The organism is Nostoc sp. FACHB-110 (assembly GCF_014697425.1).
Taxonomy (GTDB): Bacteria; Cyanobacteriota; Cyanobacteriia; order Cyanobacteriales; family Nostocaceae; genus Nostoc_B.
In genome coordinates, this window is record NZ_JACJRU010000018.1 from 1 (window position 1) to 18,180 (window position 18,180).

An 18,180-nucleotide genomic window follows, 5' to 3' on the forward strand; every position below is an offset into this window, starting at 1 on the left:
GTCGCCTTCCTCCTTCCCCTTACCACCAATTATTATTCTTATGCAGGGATTTTTATTTACAAAGATGTATTGACAAAATTCAATTATTTTTAACTTGTGGCGAATGGTTTTTTACAGATTTGAGCCAAACTCGAAACTTGGTAATTGCGCCAGTTTTGAGTTTAGAACTGAGCAAAAACACAAATCTGATTATTGAAGGAAGTTATAAATACTTAGAGCAAGAAAACTACAATTTAGGCTTACCGGCGATTGGAACTATCTTTTCTAATCCTAATGGCGAAATACCTCGTACTCGCATTACCAATGAAGGCGAGCTGAATGTAACAAATACCAGACTAGGATATAGATTAGAGCATAAATTTAATGAAAATTGGTCATTAAATAATTCTTTTCGGTATGGCTACCTGAATTATGATGGTACTGGTGTTAACGTTGGTACGAGACTGCTTGCTGATAATCGTACCTTACTGAGAACAGCTAACGATTCCAACGATCGCTATCGTGACTATAGATTCACAACAAATGTGATCGGTAAGTTTGCCACAGGTGCAATCGAACATCAATTACTATTTGGTATCGATTTAGGAAGGCTGAACAATACCTTAAAATTTACAAGTAGAACCGGCGCACCCATTGACTTATTTAATCCGATTTACGGTCAAGCGCCAGGAGCAGTCACATTTGAACTTGATACGAACACCGTCACTGATGAACTTGGCATCATCATACAAGACCAGGTAGCGATCGCCGATAATTTAAAATTACTCCTGAGCGGTCGATTTGATACCTTCACCCAAACCAACAGAGATTTTCTCGCCGCAACCGAAACCAGTCAATCAGGTAGTGCTTTTAGTCCCCGTATAGGTATTGTATATCAGCCAATCCCGGCTATTTCTCTTTATGCCAACTATAGTCGCTCCTTTGAACCTGCTATTGGTCAAGCCTTTGATGGGAGTGACTTTGAGCCGACAAAGGGGACACAGTACGAAGTTGGGGTGAAAACAGATTTTCATGACAGGCTTTCGGCTACACTAGCTTTCTATGACATTACCCAATCGAACGTTTTAACTGAAGACCCAAATAATGTAGGTTTTTCTGTGCAAACTGGAGAACAGCGCAGCCAAGGTATTGAACTCAGCCTTACAGGTGAAATACTACCAGGATGGAATGTGTTTGCTAGTTATGCCTATAACGATGCCCGTGTCACCCAAGATAATAGCATTCCCGTAGGCAACCGCGTGCAACGGACAACGCCCCATGCTGCTAGCTTATGGACAACCTACGAAATTCAGCGAGGTAATTTGCAAGGTTTAGGCTTTGGTTTAGGATTGTTTTATGTAGGCGATCGCGCTGGAGATGCTGGAAATACATTTGAAGTACCTAGCTATTTAACAACTAATGCCGCTATCTTCTACAAACAAGATAGATTCCGTGCGGCTATTAATATCAGAAATCTCTTCGACGTAGATTATTTTGAAAATGCTTTCAATCGTTTGCGCGTCTCTCCTGGTGAACCATTTACAGTCCAGGGAACAGTTTCTTGGACGTTTTGACAATTGCATAATTTTCTAACTCACACTGGAGGATAAAAGCTAGAAGGATTTATTTAGACATCTTCAGAAACCATAATCTTCTCAATTTCTGGAGATGTGTACCAATTCTGTTTTATCAAGCACAAATCTATGAAAATAATTTCACATCGCTTTGTTATCCTATTCTTATTAAGTATTTTGATATTTACTGCTACTTGGGCTAGTAGTAAAAGTTTTACCTATGAAGCAAAAAACTCAATATCTCCACAACAAAACGCAAAATGTCGAGTAGTCCAACACGTCCAAGGAGAAACTTGCATTCCCCTCAACCCCCAACGAATCGTCACCTTAGATTTTAATAGTTTTGCTGCACTTTTAGCCTTAGACACCAAACCTATAGCCACTTGGATTACAACGGAAATAGAAGATAACTTTCCTTACTTTCAAGGAAAAGCAGAGGGAGTAGAAATTTTACATAGTTCTAGTGGTCAAATTAATTTAGAAAAACTTGTATTACTTAATCCCGATTTAATTATTGTAATTTCCCATCCAGGATTTGCAGGGATTTATAAATATGCTGCACAAATCGCACCGACAGTAGTGCTACCTTGGGTCGAAACTAGAGGGAACTGGAAACAACACATTCAAGATACTGCCAGAATTTTAAACAAAACAGCAACAGGTATTCAACTAATAAATTACTATCACCAACGTGTTAACCAATTAAAGCTAGCAATTGGTAATAACCAACAAAAGAATAGCATATCATTTGCTTATGTCGCTGCCGGACAAGTAGTTATAACTCGTCAAAAATCTTTTGCATGTGAAATTTTAAATGATATTGGGATATTAAACCCTATATTTGCCGAATCTGGTGATTATGATTTACCTCTTTCGGAAGAACTATTACCCAAGATTAATAGCAATATCTTGTTTATTGCACCACTACGAAAAGATGACTACACTGTTATCAAAAAACTTCAGCAAAAACCTTTATGGTCTAAAATCAACGCTGTGCAACAAAATCAAGTTTATCTAGTAGATTTTTCCGTTTGGCGGGGGCTGAATATGCTTGCAGCTTATGCAATGCTTGATGACCTTGATAAATACATCTTTAACATTCTTGAAAATCATGCCGAAATATAACCTATTTGTCTGTAAATCTTGTCATCATTCCTCCCAAGAAAGACCAGAAAATCCCCCTTTTGATGGTGAATTTTTACTTGACAAACTAAATAATTTATGTAAAGAAAAAGATTCACTAAATGAACTAGAGATTAAACCCGTTGAATGTTTGTGGGCTTGTAATTACGGCTGTGTTGTAGCGGCTTCCCACCCAGACAAACCCACCTATCTTTTCGTCAATTTGACTCCAGAAGAAAGCGCAGCATCATTACTAGAATTTATGCAATTGTATATTAAGAGTCCCAAAGGTAACGTAGCTTGGAAAAAATTACCTGAAGTGTTACAAGCTGCTATTTTCGCACAAATTCCACCAGGGGAAAGGTAGCGGCGATTATCTCTTTTTAGGATGATCCTGACTCAACTTCAGCGATTAAACCAAGCCTCTAAATCAGCCATTCCCTGAAAATCTAACAGTGCTTCGCCAAGATTTTCCAATTGTTCTAAGGACAAAGATTCAACTTGCTGACGCACCTCTGGAGATAATTCTCCCACACGACGAGTTAATTGACGCAGAACAAGCGATTTTTCTCCTTCTTCTCGCCCTTCTTCCCGTCCTTCTTCCCGTCCTTCTTCTCGTCCTTCTTCCTTAATTTCACGGTAAACTCTTGTTTCTTTGAGTGTAATCCCTAACATCTCTTCAACCTCCCGTTGACTTTTATCTTCAAACTTGTAGACCATGATAGTTGTCAATAGCTCTATTATGGCGCGATTTTGGAGTTGAGGTATTTCTTGTTGACTTCTTGTAAGCAAATACCTTGCTTCCTGTGGTGCTTGCTCATCATCAAGGGTAGTTAACACCATTAAAGCCACCCATATAGGTAAAGAGCGAATATCCCCCAACTCATCTAAATATATACGATGCACTTGGTCGCCATTCAGGTGATTTCTATGGGGATAAATATCGCTTTGCTCGATACTACGAGAAGGGTAAATAATCACGACTTGCCAATCTGTAAATCTATTACGCTGACGATAGAAATATAATGATGATTCTGCAAATACCCTTTCATAAAGCTGTTCATCCCTTTGAAATTGTACCTCACAAAAATAAACTATCCCTGGTCTTTCATCCTCTGGTGGCAAAAAGACCCCATCAATTTCAAACTTTGGTTCTTTGACTGCTACTGAATCAAACCGATAGGCCTCAGCATTAGTGGGAGGATTAGTTAACAATTCAAACAACAGAGTTGGTGATTGTTGAAATAGCTTGTAAAAAATTGAGTCACGCCGCATGAAGTATTTTAGTGAAATCCTATTAAATATCTAACCATACTTACCTTGACATTCTGATTTCATTACTGCTCAACTTAATGCTATGATTATTGCAAATAATTATCATTAAGTAGGCAATTCCTGACAATGACGATTACTGTAAGTAGTCAAGACTACAATGAACTTTTAAAAGCAAGCAAGGGAAATAGGGAAGCATCCCCAGGGTTAGAAGCAGATGAATATCTCGATCAAATGCCCAAACACCTTGGTAGAGGCTACTATCGCACAATTGAAGTCTATCCTCAACTGTGGTTGTGTATTTTTGACAAAGACTATCATCATGATATGGTGTTAAAAACCCCAATTAATCATCATCCCTTGCAATTTCATGCCTTAGCTTTAGGGATGTATACAGATACGTATAGACAGATAGGGAGAGGAAATAGAAATACCTTTATTTCTGGTGGTGGAATGCAGCAAAAAATTGATGTTTTCTATCAGCATTCCCAAAGAATTTTGGGTATTGATATAGAAATGCCGCCCCATTTATTAAAGAATTTTTTCCCTGGAAAAGATGGAGAAATGTTGCCACAATTGAATTTTTTAGCAAAAGAAAGCGATTGGCAAACATTACTTTACTCTCCTACTAATCCCAATATTCAAGGTGTTGTCATGCAAATTATTAACTGTCCCTATCAAGGCGTAACTAGGCGGATATATTTACAGGGTAAAGTCATAGAATTAATTGCTTTGCAGTTAGCTCCTTTTTTAGAAGAGACTACAGTAAAGCAATTACCATCACGATTAAAAAGAGACACCATTGCTAAAATTCATCACGCCAAGGAAATTTTACAAGCAAGTTTGGAGAATCCGCCGTTGTTGTTAGAATTGGCGCAACAGGTGGGTTTGAGTGAAAGTACCTTGCAAAGAGGATTTCAGATGCAGTTTGGGACAACTGTGTTTGGTTATTTGACAAATCAGCGTATGGAACAAGCGCATCAACTGTTACAGAATACTGATTTTACAGTGGCGGAAGTAGCTAATATTGTCGGCTATTCTCATTTAGGACATTTTGCGGCTGCTTTTAAGCGCAAGTTTGGGATCACACCACGGGAATGTTGTTTAGGTAAAAAGCTGGTTTCGGGACTATAAGACTGTTTTGGGATAGACTCAACTAGTTCTACTCTTTTACACTCTGTTTGTTAGTAATTAAGAAATATACGCAATAAGCAATATTCTTTTGAGGTGTGTAGGGAGTAGTATGAAAAGTTGGGGTTTTGTTTCTAGCAGCAAGGGTTTGGCATTATCACTGAAAATTTATCTGTGGTTGGTAGTCGGTGTAGTCGGGATCATCTGTAATCTATGCCAACCTGTACAGGTATTGGCATCAGAAAAACAGCAAAATACCATTCAAAGCACGAGGGGGAAAATTTTACTGGCTCAATCAACTGTAGTAATTACAGGAGTCAAGGCAAATCCCACAGATAAAGGTGTGGAGGTAATATTAGAGACAACCCAAGGGGATAAACTGCAAGTTACAAATCGCAGTGAAGGTAATAACTTAATTGCAGATATCCCTAATGCTCAGTTGCGTTTACCATCAGAGGAAGGTTTCACATTTCGTTCAGAAAAACCCATTGCGGGAATTACTGAAATTACTGTGACGAATGTAAATGTAAATAATGTGCGTGTGACGATCGCAGGTGAGAAAGTTTTGCCTACAGTTGAGTTATTTGATGGGGATGAAGGCTTAATTTTTGCCATAGTATCTACAACGACTGCGACACAATCACCGCAACCAGCCACCCAGACACCACAGGAAGAACCAACAGCGCAACAGGATGAACCAATTGAGTTAGTAGTCACCGGGGAACAAGACCAGTATTTCACACCGAATGCGACTACAGCCACACGCACAGGTACACCAATTTTGAAAATTCCGCAATCAATTCAGGTGATACCTCGTCAAGTGTTAGAAGAACAGCAAGTAACGCGCTTGGAGGATGCTTTACAAAATTCTAGTAGTGTTGTTTATAACGGTACAGATACATTTAGCGATTTAAACTATAGTATTCGCGGATTTGACCAAGCGCCTGTATTGCAAAATGGCTTTCGTCAATATGATTTTGCGGAGATTCCCGAAGTCTCCAATATAGAACGCATTGAGGTATTAAAAGGGCCAGCATCGATACTTTATGGCGAGATTCAACCAGGGGGTTTAATTAATGTCGTCACGAAACAACCTCTATCTGAACCTTTTTATCAAACTTAACTACAATTTGGTTCGGATGGCTTGATTCGTCCGCAGATAGATATTTCTGGGCCTTTAACAGATGATAAACGCCTACTATATCGGTTGAATGCTGTTTATTCTCAGCGCGATGGGTTTCGTGATTTTGATCAAGAGTTTAAGCAATTTTTTATCGCACCTGCGTTAACATGGGAAATTAGCGATCGCACCAAACTGGCTTTTGATTTACAAGTCTCCAACCGCGAACAACCTTGGGATTCAGGCACAGTGGCTTTTGGGAATGGCGTGATCAATACTCCGCGCAGTAGGATTTTCAATGAACCTGATGATTTTCTGCGGCGTGATTTCTTGAGTTTGAATTTATCTGTAGACCACAAATTCAGCGATAATTGGTCAATTCGCAATGCTTTTCGCTTCACAGATTCTACTGTTTTCTCGGATAAACTCAGCGTATTTCTGGGATTTGATGAAACAACTGGGGAACTCCAGCGAATATTTGCTTTACTCACATCTTGCACCTAGCCCCAGCGAATGGAATTCGCGGCTATACAAACGAAGTCCGCCTACGCGGACTGACGAGAAATCAAGGGTTTGGAACCCGCGCAGGCGGGTTTTGTCTGTGTAGCCGCGACTTCAGTCGCCTGGTGCAAGATATGAGTTTAGATGATTTCAACTCTCGCAATTACGCCTTACAAACTAACGTTGTTGGTAAATTTACCACTGCTGGACTCAAACATACTTTACTATTTGGTGCAGATTTGAGTCGCACTAATACCAGCCGCTTTGCTTTAGCTAACTTTACCTCATTCCCCATTAATGTTTTCAATCCCAGCTATGGCGTAAATCGACCAGAATTTAATATATTGCTGTTTGACCGCGATTCGGAAATTGATCGCTTAGGAATTTATCTGCAAGATCAAATCGAAATTTCTCAACAATTAAATCTACTTTTGGGTTTGCGCTATGAGACAGTAGCACAAAGAAATCAGAATGTACCTGCTTTATTTTACCCAGGTGGTGATACAACTCAAAATGATTCTGCCTGGACACCCAGAATTGGCGTAGTTTATCAACCAATTCCCAATGTTTCTTTTTACGGTAGTTATTCGCGATCGTTTAACCCCAGTGTGGATGACATCGGCGCAGATGGCAACCCCTTAGAACCTGAACGGGGAGAAGGATTTGAAGTGGGGGTAAAAACAGAACTACTAGGTGGTAATTTGCTGGCGACATTAGCTTATTTCGACGTTACCAAACAGAATGTCGCTACCGAAGATCCCAATTTTCCCGGTTTGGGTATTTCCATCGCCACCGGTGAACAGCGCAGCCAAGGTGTAGAATTCGACTTGACAGGAAAAATTTTACCCGGTTGGAATATTATTGCTTCCTATAGCTATACGGATGCAACGATAACTCAAGATAATACTATTCCTGTAGGAAATAGGTTGACTGGGATTCCTCAACATCAAGCCAGTTTATGGACAACCTACGAAATTCAAAGCGGGAGTTTGCAAGGTTTGGGTGGAGGAATCGGAATTAATTATGTTGGTGAACGTCAGGGAGATTTGAATAATAGTTTTACCCTAGATAGCTATGTTCTTACCAATGCAGCATTATTTTACCGCCGCGATAATTGGAAGTTTGCGCTTAACTTCCGCAATCTATTTGATGTTGAATACACAAACAGTCGGGGGGGATTTGGTAGCCGCACAAATGCAGGACTTCCTGGAGAACCATTTACAGTTGTGGGTTCAATTTCGGTGAGTTTTTAGGATGAGGGTAGTTGTGCGATTATTGCTGTTAAGTTGTTTGGTATTGGTATTAGTTTTAGGTTGTCATCGCCAACCTTCTGACATTTCATCTTCCCACATCACACCCAAAGGTGATTGTCAAACAGTGCAACATCTGGGGGGAGAAACGCAGATTTGTGGACAACCACAACGGATTGTAGTTCTCAATCCCAAGATGTTAGATATTAGATGTTAGATATTGTACTTTCATTAGGTGTGCAGCCGATTGGCTACGCGGAAATATTTAGCAATCGTCGCGGTGATTTTGATCGTCCTCAAGAACAGATTCCCTATTTAGGCGATCGCATCGCCCAACCAATTGCTAACCTGGGGATGAGTAGCAATCCATCCCTAGAAACTATTCTCAGACTCAAACCGGATTTAATTTTGGGGGATATTCGGGGAAATCAGCAACAATATAGTCAATTATCGCAAATTGCTCCCACACTGCTGTTTGATTATGTTGGTGGCAATAAATGGCAAGATTCTTTACAGGCGATCGCTCAAGTATTAGGACGCACTGATCAAGCTAAAAAAATCATAGCAGCCCATCGTCAACAAATAACAAAAACTCGTCAAATATTAGCACCTGTTGTCAAAGCCTATCCAAAAGTCCTGATGGTGTCCTCAGAACAACTCAACTCATCAATCAATCTGGTGACTCCTCTAGATTTTTGTGGGGGTTTATTAGAGGATATTGGATTTAAACTAGCTAAGGTTTCCAACTCTGCACCAACAACTATTACTCAACCGATTTCGGTAGAAATATTACCCCAACTTGATGCTGATTTAATAATTGTCCAGGGGTATAACATTGTTGAGTTAAGCAATATAAAAAATACAACTACTTTTACCAAAACTCAATTACAATCTGTGCAGAAATCTTGGCAAACAAACACCCTTGCTCAGTCATTACGTGCGAGTAGAAACAACCGAGTCTATTTTATTCCTACTTATATTTGTGGTTCTTCGGTTAATTTTATGGAGAATTAATAGTAAAGTGCCAGTTTAGTAAACTGCGTAATCGGAAATTGCTAAAGTTACGAAAGCCATAGCCAAGCCTTTTGATTAACTTGAGTTTATTATTAATTCCTTCTACAGTACCACTCGTAGTTCTGCCGTCAAAATAACCGACTATTTCTCCAAACAATCTAACTATTGTACCTAAACTTTTGGGAAAATATGAACGTGCATCATGCTTCCAATCTAATAGTCTAATTATGCTATCTCCCCAAGATTCCGTTGTTTCAAAAATATCTCGAAATTGTTCTTTAAATGCGTGCATTTTAGCGAGAGTTGGTGATACATCTAGTACAGATTTTAATTTTGATTTTTGCTTTTCATTCAAGGAATATTCATTTTTAATGAGGGCATACTTACTTTTATTTAATGCTCCCAATATTCGCTCCTTTTCGGATTTATCGTCTAGCGCGGCCGCTAATTTTTTCTCAGTTTTACGCATAGTGTCTAATTCATCATTTACTTGTTTCATTACATGAAATCTGTCAGCAGTTACATTAGCATTTGGCATTAATTCTTCTACTAATGACATTTAAATTGGCGACGATTTATTTTTAAGAGTACTGGTTTTTTATTCCAAGGTAAATCATGAATCATCCGCCAATGATTTTGATGTATACTGTAAGTAATTTGTTGACAATTGGGACAAGTCGAATAATTCACATTTTTTTCTATCGTTATAATTATTTCTCCCCCTTCAATTTCCTGAAAATCTAATACTTTCATATCGGACAGATTCAAGATTAGCTCTATAGGGAATTTCATAGCGATCGCCTAAAACTTTACTATGATATAGTATAAATTAGGCTACTTGGTTTATTTAATTATATGTAAAATTGCTGAAATGCTTACATAGCAATTATTTTATGCCTAAACATCACTAAAATTTAGTTACTCAAATTTACTAATTTTTAGTAGATACCATAAAACTACCGGAAGAACCTATATTATTATTTTTTGTAACCCTTGTACTAATCTTTCAATACCTGCTTTGGCTGTCTGTTGTTGTAACGCACCATAAGCAACACGCAGATAGCAACCTTTTTCCATACCAAATGTTGTACCAGGAATAACGGCAACTTTGTATGTTTGAATGAGTTGTTTAACTAACTCAAAAGCATCTATTTGAGTATGCACTTTTAAAAAGAAATAAAAAGCTCCATCAGCAGGTGCAATAGTAGATAAATTTTGCAGAGAGTGAAGGTAATCTAAAACTAACTCGCGGACTTTGGCAATTTCTCCGATATTTTCTTGTAAATATTTATCTTTGGCGTGTAATGCGCCTAAAGCTGCATACTGAGAAATCACAGGGGGACAAATCAAAATTGTATCTTGAACTTTTTTGACAGCGACAAGTAAGTGTTGAGGAATTACCATATAACCAATACGCCAACTAGCAAAACCATAGGCTTTAGACAGGCTATAAAGAGAAATTGTGTGATTACTACTACCAGGAAATGCAGCAGGTGAAACGTGTTTCACTCCATTGTAGGTAAAATATTCGTAGGCTTCATCGCTGATATGGTAAATATTGCGATCGCCACAAATTTGATTAACTTGGAGCAACGCAACTTCTGAATAAACAACACCTGTAGGATTATTCGGGGAAATTGTCACCACAGCGCGTGTTTTCGGTGTAATTGCAGCGGCTATAGCTTCTGGACGTAACTGATAATTTTCATCTGTTTCTACTAACACCGGATGACAACCCGCCATTGTAATTGCCATTTCGTGATTGAAATAATAAGGTGTGTTGAGAATAACTTCATCACCCGGAGCACTAATCGCTAATATGGCATTCATAAAAGCCATATTGCTTCCTGCTGTCACCACAATGCAGTTATCATCATTAATTTCAATTTTGTTAAAGCTAGATAATTTTGCTGTCAGTGCTGTTAATAACGGTGGAATTCCCTCCACTGCTTTGTAAAGATTATTTGTCGGTTCAGCGAGAAACTTCGGTAAAAATTCCACTGCTTCTGGCGGCGGACTATATGAAACCACACCTTGTCCTAGAGAAATCGTCCCAGGCGAATTTTGAATCAATTCCCCAACCACAGGAATTATCGGCGACTGTACCGCCTGCATCCGTGAAATTAAATTAGTCATTTGTGATTCGTCAGTTGTTATGTGTCAAAAGCCAGAGACTCAAGGCTGAAAGTTTATCCTTTTTATCATCCGATAAAAGTTGCGGTAACTTATATCTGCAATTGATGGAGTAATCAATTTGTAATGTGCTGCTGTTTCTTTTATCATCACTAGCCATCTAATCTAGATTTTTGCTGTCTCACCCAGTCACGAAAATCTTTCTTAGCTGCTAGTTGCCCAATTTTTTTACTCTCCTGAATAAATTGAGGAATATTTCGCACCTGTACTGGCGCAAAAGTAGGACTAAGCTCGACTTCGGAGTATTGTCCACCTGAAAGGGTATAAACTCGCAAAACAGTGCCGTTGTATCTCCAAAACTCAGGGATACCCATTGAGGCATAGAGAGAGAATTTATCTATTTTGGGTCTTGAGTATTCCACTTCAAGCACCAAATCTGGTGGTGGGTCATTGGTTAAATCAATATTTTCTTTATTTCTGACTAAGGGTTCATTTTGGATGTAATAACTGCTATCGGGTTCACCTCCGCGCTCTAAATCTTCCCGTGCCAAAGTCAGGGAGCCAGTACTTTTAACTTCTAAGCCAAATTCCTCACAAAGCACAAGAATATACCCCTCTATCAGGCGGTTTGAGTTCTCATGCGGCATTAGTGGGGTCATAATTTCTACTATTCCATTGTCATAGGCAAGCCGAGAGTTACGCTCTACTCCCATCTCAGCAAGCATAGTTTTAAACGTTTGCCAACTAATGTTTTTAAGTACAGTTCTTGTTTCTGCCAGTGGAGAAGTTGCGACCATTTAGACCTCTGTTGGAATAACACCCAATAATTCTTTTGGCACTTGGCTGATCATCTTGCTGTCCTGGTGTGTTAGTCATACTACACCCTCCTGGTTTTGTTGTTCTAGCCAAAGCGCGATTGCTTGCTCTAATCCCTCGCCTAATGAAATTTGTTTAAGAGTACAAGTAGCTTTAAATTTAAGCCCTATCTCTTTTCTTACATCTGTATTCAACTGTATGTAGTTTGGGTCTTTTCTCTTAGCAGGAGACATTTCTAGACAGCATTTGATATATTTCTTCCAGTTTATTCCAATCATGGTAAATAAAAATTTTGCTAGCATAATACCATGCTAGCAAATAGTGATTTTGATTCTTTCCCTTACACCCAAAACCTTCACACCCATCTCCACAAATAACCTTTGTGCGTAAGTATTGCGTATCACACCAGATGCAATTAGGAAACTGTCACATAACAGATTTACTAAATTTGCGAATGGGTGCTAATGTATATTTGTGTGTGAGGAGCAAGTTGAAAAGAAAGAGCGCATGGGGTGGAAACACGGCAACACTCCCAGGCGCTTTTTCATTTTTAGATAGCCTACACTGTATTCGCAGAGTCAGTGTAATGACTCACGTCATTATCATTGAGGTTTGACAAAGAAATTAGGAAGACAAAAACTTTAGTGAGTCTTGCTTTCTAAAGGATTAGCAATGTATTTGAATGCAGGCTCAGAATTCCAAGGGCCGCGCTCATCTTGAGTGCCATTACTGGACAGATTATAGTAAATATTTACTGTTTCATCAGGTTGAATATTCCCGAAGAATGGATCTGTCAATTTACCCAGAGAATCAAGAGCTTTCATAAACATCTGAGTATGGGAAATTTCCCGGGTTAACAGATGCACCAAAGTATTTTTTGTGCCTTGATCAGGTGCTAGCTTAATTAACTCTTCATAGGTTTGACGAGCGCCTGCTTCAGCCGCAATATTCGCTCTTAAATCGCGGACTACATCTCCACCTTCATTGATATAATTTGCTGTCCAAGCATTACCTTGGCTATCTAAAAAGTGAGGGCCGATTCCCCGAACGGCAAACAAAGTACTTTTATAAGCTTCTGTTTGATCGGAATTTTTAGTGTGAGCTTCGATAAGCTTACCAACCATTTCTAAATGCCCGAATTCTTCGATGGCAATATCTTGCAACATATCACGAATTCCAGCATTTTCAATATGGAAAGATTGCACCCAATATTGCAAAGCAGCGGTTAATTCTCCAGTTGCGCCACCAAACTGCTCTAGCAATAACTGAGCAAATCTAGGATTGCTATCATTCACATTAACAACATGAATTGGCTCTTTTTTGTGGAAAAACATGGAATACCTCTTGAAGATTTTCACCAAAAACAGAAGACAATAAATTTATTGCCTTGGCAGTTTATAGTTTTTAACTGCTTTTCTAGATAATTTTGGATACTGCCAAAAATATTAGGACTTACGCACAAAGTTTGTCTGTGGAGGTTGGGTGTAAGGGTATTGGGTGTGGGGTTAATGGGTTTTAGAGATATATACTCCTACACTTTTGCCTTGTCCACTTCTCCAAACCCTTGATTTTTCGTTTTCAGGCGTAATTCCTAAATATAATTAGGTTATGATTTTTTGGGAACTAGCTTTTTAATGTGGGGATATAATGGTTACAATGCGTAAGCAACTATGTTTTGAGTTGATAAAGAGTGTTATGGTTAAACCAAATACACTCTTAATTTAATAATGTTTTACTCACGCTAGTTTAAACATTGCTGCTTCTTTGCAACAATCCCCATAAATAAATAGCAATAATCGCACCAATAACTGCAATTAGTAAACCAGGTAAGCTAAAACTTGTGGCTGTTAACTGCAACGTTCCTGATTGCAATAATGAATATAAACTGCCACCAATAAAAGCACCAACAATACCTAAAATCATTGTGGAAAGTATACCACCACCTTGATAACCAGGATAAATGGCTTTGGCGATCGCACCAGCTAATAGACCTAATATAATCCAAGCAATAATATTCATAACAACCTCAGACATCTCATCTGTACTTAGATTAGCAACATAGATTCCTGGGCATTTCTTCCAGATGAGGTAAGTTGTCAAGCCAAAAGATAGATAATATCATTTTGGATTCGAGATTCTGTTAATCTATCTGTCTCATTCATGTTGAGAAATTTTGATATCAGTATATGATTTTTGAATTAAAAGTAGTTAATTATTTGTTGTCTAATTCTAATAAAAATAATTACAAAATAAAAATGCTTTGGTTACTAGATGCAAATTTTGGGATAGAAAGGTTGTAATTTAATGAGCCAGAAAAAAGTAGTTTGAAAAGTCCAAACCTGATGTCATCACTGATTACCCAGACAGAATATTATCTATTCTCTGCAAAGGTTGGCTCTGGTAGATAAAGACGTTCTTCCCTAGCATCATACTCAAATAATTCTGCATAGCGCCCCCAGTCAACAGCAGTCGCAAATTGTCGTTCAGCTTCTATGTGCGGAAAATGTTCATCTAATAAATCGACAAAGAAATCTGCTCGCATTGAGCCGATGCGTTTTTCGCGTAGTGTTTGTACCATACTGACTAACATGGGGACATTTTGCAGCACTTGTTGGCGGAACAGGTCTTTACTGCGGAGAATGGTTGTGGTTGCAAAGTCACGGCCAATTTCAGTCAGTTGCACATCACCTTGGGTTATTTGAGCAAAACCCAACAAAACCGCAGCATCTAAAATGGGCAACAGGTCATCTACTGCTAGTTGTATCCGTTCTGCTAACTTAAAAATATCTTCCTGACTTTCTGGCTGTTCAACAATTAATTCTAAAAGACCGCTAATTCCGCCAACTCGTGCATGAGGTAGTGTTTGGGCGTAAGGTGATTTACTTTTTGCTGGTGGTGCAATTGTGATTTCGCCTGTAACTTCAGCTTCCGGGTTAGTCATGACCGTATAAATATAGTCTACTAAAGCTTTGAATCGGGGATGAGTGCGATCGTGAGGACGCGGTAAATCAATCACAACTTCACCCCGCACCCGCCCTGGATTTGCACCTAAAATAATTACCCTGTCGGCTAAAAATACGGCTTCTTCAATGTTGTGGGTAACAATTAATATACTTTTAGAAGGAAAACTACCAGCATTCCATAGGTCATCAATTTCACCCCGCAAGTTCTCAGAGGTGAGTACATCCAAAGCACTAAATGGCTCATCCATAAATAATACTTGCGGTTCAATGACAAACGCCCGCGCAAAGCCAACCCGTTGTTTCATACCACCAGATAATTCTTTGGGATAGGCACTTTCAAAACCGTCTAAACCTACCAAGTCAATAGCTTTGAGGGCGCGTTGTCGTCGTACTTCTCGACTGACTCCTTGTGCTTCTAACCCTAGTTCTACGTTTTCTTGTACTGTTAACCAAGGTAGTAAGGCAAAGCTTTGAAACACCATTGCCACATCTTTGTTAGCACCTTGTAACTTTTTACCATTACTAATTACCTGTCCATCACTGGGCGGAATTAAACCTGCCATAATTCGCAGCAGAGTACTTTTGCCACTACCACTACGTCCTAGCAAAGCGACAACTTCACCTGAACATACTTTGGCGTTAATTTGACGTAGAACTGTAAACTCGCCTTTGCCATCAGGGAGGAGAAAACTTTTATTAACTTGTTCAACGGCGATGAGTGTTTGCTCTGTACTGGGGGTTATTTTTGTCATAATTACACCAATTTTAAAAAAAATGCGACAGATCGAAATTAGGAAAGTCTTACTGGAGCTAGATTTCTTAATTGCGAATTGCGTTAGCGCAGCGTTAGCGAGCCTGCGATAGCGAAGCGTTAGCGAGGAACGAGCGTCGCGTCATTGCGAATTGCGAATTGCGAATTGGTATTACACTGCTTTTTGCTCAAGTTTGCAATTGAAAACATCAACTTGGGATAGGGTGAAGGGGTATAGGGGTGTATGTGTTCAAAACCCTTACACCCTCACACCCATTCTTCACAGACAACCTTTGTGCGTAAATCCTGATACACATCCAGTTTGGCAATCAAAATCGTCTACAAATGGTATTTAGTTTCTGCTAAATGATACAAACGTCGCCAGAATAATCTATTTAACCCAACTACATAAAGACTCATCATGCCAATTCCCAAGGTGATGCGGGGCCAGTCACCAACTGTGGTTGCTTCGGCAATATAGGCTCCTAAACCTGTGGCTGTTAAAGTGGTTTGTCCCCAACTGACAATTTCCGACACAATGCTGGCGTTCCAGGCTCCTCCACTAGCGGTAACACCACCTGTCACCCAAGAAGAAAAAATACCGGGAATAATTAATTTACGCCATAATTTCCAGCCATTTAAACCTACATCTTTTGCCATTTCCCGCAGATCAGTGGGAACGCTCATGGCTCCAGCGATGGAATTAAATAGAATGTACCACTGTGCGCCTAAAGACATCAAGAAGATACTACCGAAATCGATGCTGATGTGGGCGCGAATAAAGAATAAAGTAGCAAAGGGAAAGATAAAGTTGGCGGGAAAGGAGGCTAAAAACTGCACTACAGGCTGTAATAAACGTGCTAATTTGGGGTTAAAACCGATCGCTACACCAATTGGTGTCCAGATAATTGTGGCGATGACTAGTAATAGCAACACACGTCCCAAGGTGAGTAATCCTAACAAAAATGCTTTGACTACTTCACCTAAGCCGACTGTGGTAAATATAAAGTGCAATCCGGTAATCAGCAGTGCGCCAATTATCACTAATAAAGCAAAGTTGTAGAGGCGATCGCTCAATACCTGTCGATTTTCATCTACATTATAAGTCTGACCTGGTGTGCTAAATGAAGATAACAACTTGTTGATTGCTTCTCCCACTGGTGTTAAAGCTTGACCAATCAAACTCGGAAGTCGGGCAGCTTTGATTAAATCTAACAGCCAAGACTCCGGCGCTTCTGCTGCTGCACTGGTCTCTAGGCGAAATTTATCTGACCAAGCAATCAATGGTCGCCAAAATAGTTGGTCTGTCAATAAAATCACTATAGCAATGGTCAGGAATGCCCAACCTAAAGCGGGTAAGTCTTCTTTGACAACGGCAGCTGCAACATAAGAACCCAGTCCCGGAAGTGTATACTTTTGGTTTAATACACTGATGGCTTCACTCGCTGCAACAAAAAACCAGCCACCGCCAAAACTCATCATGGCGTTCCACAGCAACCCAATCATCGCTGAAGGTACTTCTAATTTTGTAAATCTTTGCCATGCTGATAAACGATAAAGTCTTGCGGCTTCGTCAAGTTCTGGTGGTACGGTTCTCAGCGATTGGTAGAAGGAAAAAGTCATATTCCAGACTTGGCTGGTAAAAATTGCAAAAATCGAGGCTGCTTCTAATCCCAATAAACTACCAGGAAATAGGGCAATAAAACCTGTGACTGTAATAGATAAAAAGCCCAAGACTGGGACTGACTGCAAAATGTCTAAAAGAGGAATTAAAACTCGCTCTGCCCGCCGATTTTTAGCAGCAATGTAGCCGTATATTAAAGTAAATAACGTTGAGCAAAATAGGGCAATGAACATTCTTAATGTTGAACGCCCGGCATAGTATGGCAAGTTTACAGGATCTAAGCTGACACTAGGTACAACATTGGGTGGGACAAAACTGATTAGCGTCCCTGCACCTATACGGGCAATTAACCCGACTAATACTAAAGTACCGAGTATCAAAGCAACGTCAGCTAGACCAAACGGTAAGCGTCGTAACGCTTCTGGCGAGGGAAAAGTTCGCCGCAGCATGATATTAGCTCCCTTTTTGCTGCAAGCAGCCGCTTGTGTTACGTCAATATCATATTGCCTTTTGTTACACAGGTTTGATGAGTGCGATCGCCAGTTTTTTACTTACAGATGTAGCATCATCATTTACTGCATCTATAAGTCTAATTGCTCTAGACAAAATTACTTTTTTGTCCTATTAGCAAAATTTACTAAACTTCATTGATTTTATCTAAAAAGGTATTTATTTTGCTTTGAGAGTCTGATAATTTCATTGAGGAGAAAATCATTTTTCTGCTCGTAGTAGCTATATACTTACCCTACGGAATCCAGGAATTTGTGCATCTTAAAAATATACAGCAGATAGCGGGTAAATGAGGTAAGACTTTTTGCTAAAAGGCTAGATCATTCAAGATACATTCAATGCTATTCCCTATTCCTTATTGCCTGTTTGCTGCCGTAAGAATTAGCATCTGCCAGACATCTCAAAATTTGCATGAAATTG

The 18,180-nt window shown here is 39.3% G+C and carries 17 protein-coding genes and 1 pseudogene; 9 read left to right on the forward strand and 9 right to left on the reverse strand.

Translation table 11 applies throughout. The features are described from left to right. The 3 genes from H6G69_RS17400 to H6G69_RS17410 all read left to right on the forward strand — a co-directional run. A partial coding sequence (locus H6G69_RS17400) for a TonB-dependent siderophore receptor (RefSeq protein WP_242072096.1) occupies window positions 1-1,553 on the forward strand: 1,553 nt, incomplete at its 5' end. A 129-nt stretch (window positions 1,554-1,682) separates the two neighbouring features. Further along, entirely contained in the window at window positions 1,683-2,678 is a 996-nt protein-coding gene (locus tag H6G69_RS17405) for an iron-siderophore ABC transporter substrate-binding protein (RefSeq protein ID WP_190689725.1), read from the forward strand. After that, window positions 2,665-3,042 (forward strand): DUF1636 domain-containing protein, encoded by a 378-nt coding sequence (locus H6G69_RS17410; protein WP_190689728.1) that lies wholly within the window; start codon window positions 2,665-2,667, stop codon window positions 3,040-3,042. Before H6G69_RS17405 ends, H6G69_RS17410 begins: the two co-directional genes overlap by 14 nt. Before the next feature lie 38 nt (window positions 3,043-3,080). Here the strand turns inward: H6G69_RS17410 and H6G69_RS17415 are convergent, their stop codons facing one another. Continuing rightward, on the reverse strand, window positions 3,081-3,950 hold the full coding sequence (locus H6G69_RS17415) for an Rpn family recombination-promoting nuclease/putative transposase (RefSeq protein ID WP_190689730.1): 870 nt from the start codon (window positions 3,948-3,950) through the stop codon (window positions 3,081-3,083). 126 nt (window positions 3,951-4,076) lie between these two features. On the opposite strand from H6G69_RS17415, the gene H6G69_RS17420 reads away from it, so the two are divergent. The 6 genes from H6G69_RS17420 (at window position 4,077) to H6G69_RS17440 (ending at window position 8,963) form a co-directional block, all read left to right on the forward strand. Continuing rightward, on the forward strand, window positions 4,077-5,081 hold the full coding sequence (locus H6G69_RS17420) for an AraC family transcriptional regulator (protein ID WP_190689733.1): 1,005 nt from the start codon (window positions 4,077-4,079) through the stop codon (window positions 5,079-5,081). A gap of 109 nt (window positions 5,082-5,190) precedes the next feature. After that, a complete protein-coding gene (locus H6G69_RS17425) occupies window positions 5,191-6,201 on the forward strand; it encodes an AMIN domain-containing protein (protein ID WP_242072097.1) in 1,011 nt (336 codons plus the stop codon). A 21-nt stretch (window positions 6,202-6,222) separates the two neighbouring features. Next, window positions 6,223-6,702, forward strand: a complete 480-nt coding sequence (locus H6G69_RS33970; RefSeq protein ID WP_242072098.1) for a hypothetical protein — start codon at window positions 6,223-6,225, stop codon at window positions 6,700-6,702. Beyond that, window positions 6,693-7,952 carry a TonB-dependent siderophore receptor gene (locus tag H6G69_RS17430; protein ID WP_242072099.1) on the forward strand — a complete coding sequence of 420 codons (1,260 nt, stop codon included), beginning with the start codon at window positions 6,693-6,695 and terminating at the stop codon, window positions 7,950-7,952. Before H6G69_RS33970 ends, H6G69_RS17430 begins: the two co-directional genes overlap by 10 nt. A 13-nt stretch (window positions 7,953-7,965) precedes the next feature. Beyond that, window positions 7,966-8,166, forward strand: a complete 201-nt coding sequence (locus H6G69_RS17435; protein WP_190689736.1) for a hypothetical protein — start codon at window positions 7,966-7,968, stop codon at window positions 8,164-8,166. Further along, window positions 8,160-8,963 (forward strand): iron-siderophore ABC transporter substrate-binding protein, encoded by an 804-nt coding sequence (locus H6G69_RS17440; protein ID WP_190689739.1) that lies wholly within the window; start codon window positions 8,160-8,162, stop codon window positions 8,961-8,963. The genes H6G69_RS17435 and H6G69_RS17440 overlap by 7 nt, the downstream gene beginning before the upstream one ends. Here H6G69_RS17440 and H6G69_RS17445 read toward each other — a convergent pair. The 8 genes and pseudogenes from H6G69_RS17445 to H6G69_RS17480 all read right to left on the reverse strand — a co-directional run bounded on the left by H6G69_RS17445 (window position 8,950) and on the right by H6G69_RS17480 (window position 17,699). Then, window positions 8,950-9,755 (reverse strand): annotated as a pseudogene (locus H6G69_RS17445) (transposase). The gene H6G69_RS17440 and the pseudogene H6G69_RS17445 sit on opposite strands and share 14 nt — an antisense overlap. Window positions 9,756-9,932: 177 nt before the next feature. Further along, window positions 9,933-11,099, reverse strand: coding sequence for a pyridoxal phosphate-dependent aminotransferase (locus H6G69_RS17450; RefSeq protein WP_190689742.1), 1,167 nt, complete (start codon window positions 11,097-11,099; stop codon window positions 9,933-9,935). A 149-nt stretch (window positions 11,100-11,248) separates the two neighbouring features. Next, on the reverse strand, window positions 11,249-11,893 hold the full coding sequence (locus tag H6G69_RS17455) for a Uma2 family endonuclease (protein ID WP_190689745.1): 645 nt from the start codon (window positions 11,891-11,893) through the stop codon (window positions 11,249-11,251). Window positions 11,894-11,968: 75 nt separating this feature from the next. Next, on the reverse strand, window positions 11,969-12,214 hold the full coding sequence (locus tag H6G69_RS17460; RefSeq protein WP_190690053.1) for a hypothetical protein: 246 nt from the start codon (window positions 12,212-12,214) through the stop codon (window positions 11,969-11,971). Between the two features lie 339 nt (window positions 12,215-12,553). Next, on the reverse strand, window positions 12,554-13,246 hold the full coding sequence (locus H6G69_RS17465; protein ID WP_190689748.1) for a manganese catalase family protein: 693 nt from the start codon (window positions 13,244-13,246) through the stop codon (window positions 12,554-12,556). A gap of 412 nt (window positions 13,247-13,658) precedes the next feature. Then, a complete protein-coding gene (locus H6G69_RS17470; RefSeq protein ID WP_190690045.1) occupies window positions 13,659-13,931 on the reverse strand; it encodes a GlsB/YeaQ/YmgE family stress response membrane protein in 273 nt (90 codons plus the stop codon). A gap of 352 nt (window positions 13,932-14,283) precedes the next feature. Further along, complete coding sequence (locus H6G69_RS17475; protein WP_190689751.1) at window positions 14,284-15,627, reverse strand: nitrate/sulfonate/bicarbonate ABC transporter ATP-binding protein; 1,344 nt, start codon at window positions 15,625-15,627, stop codon at window positions 14,284-14,286. A gap of 338 nt (window positions 15,628-15,965) precedes the next feature. After that, on the reverse strand, window positions 15,966-17,699 hold the full coding sequence (locus tag H6G69_RS17480) for an ABC transporter permease subunit (RefSeq protein WP_190689754.1): 1,734 nt from the start codon (window positions 17,697-17,699) through the stop codon (window positions 15,966-15,968). Window positions 17,700-18,180 lie beyond the last annotated feature (481 nt).

Bases quoted from the DNA above. Each gene is read 5' to 3' on its own strand.
- H6G69_RS17425 (WP_242072097.1), top strand. From the start codon at position 5,191: ATGAAAAGTTGGGGTTTTGTTTCTAGCAGCAAGGGTTTGGCATTATCA.
- H6G69_RS17440 (WP_190689739.1), top strand. From the start codon at position 8,160: ATGTTAGATATTGTACTTTCATTAGGTGTGCAGCCGATTGGCTACGCG.
- H6G69_RS17450 (WP_190689742.1), bottom strand. From the start codon at position 11,099: ATGACTAATTTAATTTCACGGATGCAGGCGGTACAGTCGCCGATAATT.
- H6G69_RS17470 (WP_190690045.1), bottom strand. From the start codon at position 13,931: ATGAATATTATTGCTTGGATTATATTAGGTCTATTAGCTGGTGCGATC.
- H6G69_RS17460 (WP_190690053.1), bottom strand. From the start codon at position 12,214: ATGCTAGCAAAATTTTTATTTACCATGATTGGAATAAACTGGAAGAAA.
- H6G69_RS17415 (WP_190689730.1), bottom strand. From the start codon at position 3,950: ATGCGGCGTGACTCAATTTTTTACAAGCTATTTCAACAATCACCAACT.
- H6G69_RS17420 (WP_190689733.1), top strand. From the start codon at position 4,077: ATGACGATTACTGTAAGTAGTCAAGACTACAATGAACTTTTAAAAGCA.
- H6G69_RS17455 (WP_190689745.1), bottom strand. From the start codon at position 11,893: ATGGTCGCAACTTCTCCACTGGCAGAAACAAGAACTGTACTTAAAAAC.
- H6G69_RS17480 (WP_190689754.1), bottom strand. From the start codon at position 17,699: ATGCTGCGGCGAACTTTTCCCTCGCCAGAAGCGTTACGACGCTTACCG.
- H6G69_RS17475 (WP_190689751.1), bottom strand. From the start codon at position 15,627: ATGACAAAAATAACCCCCAGTACAGAGCAAACACTCATCGCCGTTGAA.
- H6G69_RS17465 (WP_190689748.1), bottom strand. From the start codon at position 13,246: ATGTTTTTCCACAAAAAAGAGCCAATTCATGTTGTTAATGTGAATGAT.
- H6G69_RS17405 (WP_190689725.1), top strand. From the start codon at position 1,683: ATGAAAATAATTTCACATCGCTTTGTTATCCTATTCTTATTAAGTATT.
- H6G69_RS17410 (WP_190689728.1), top strand. From the start codon at position 2,665: ATGCCGAAATATAACCTATTTGTCTGTAAATCTTGTCATCATTCCTCC.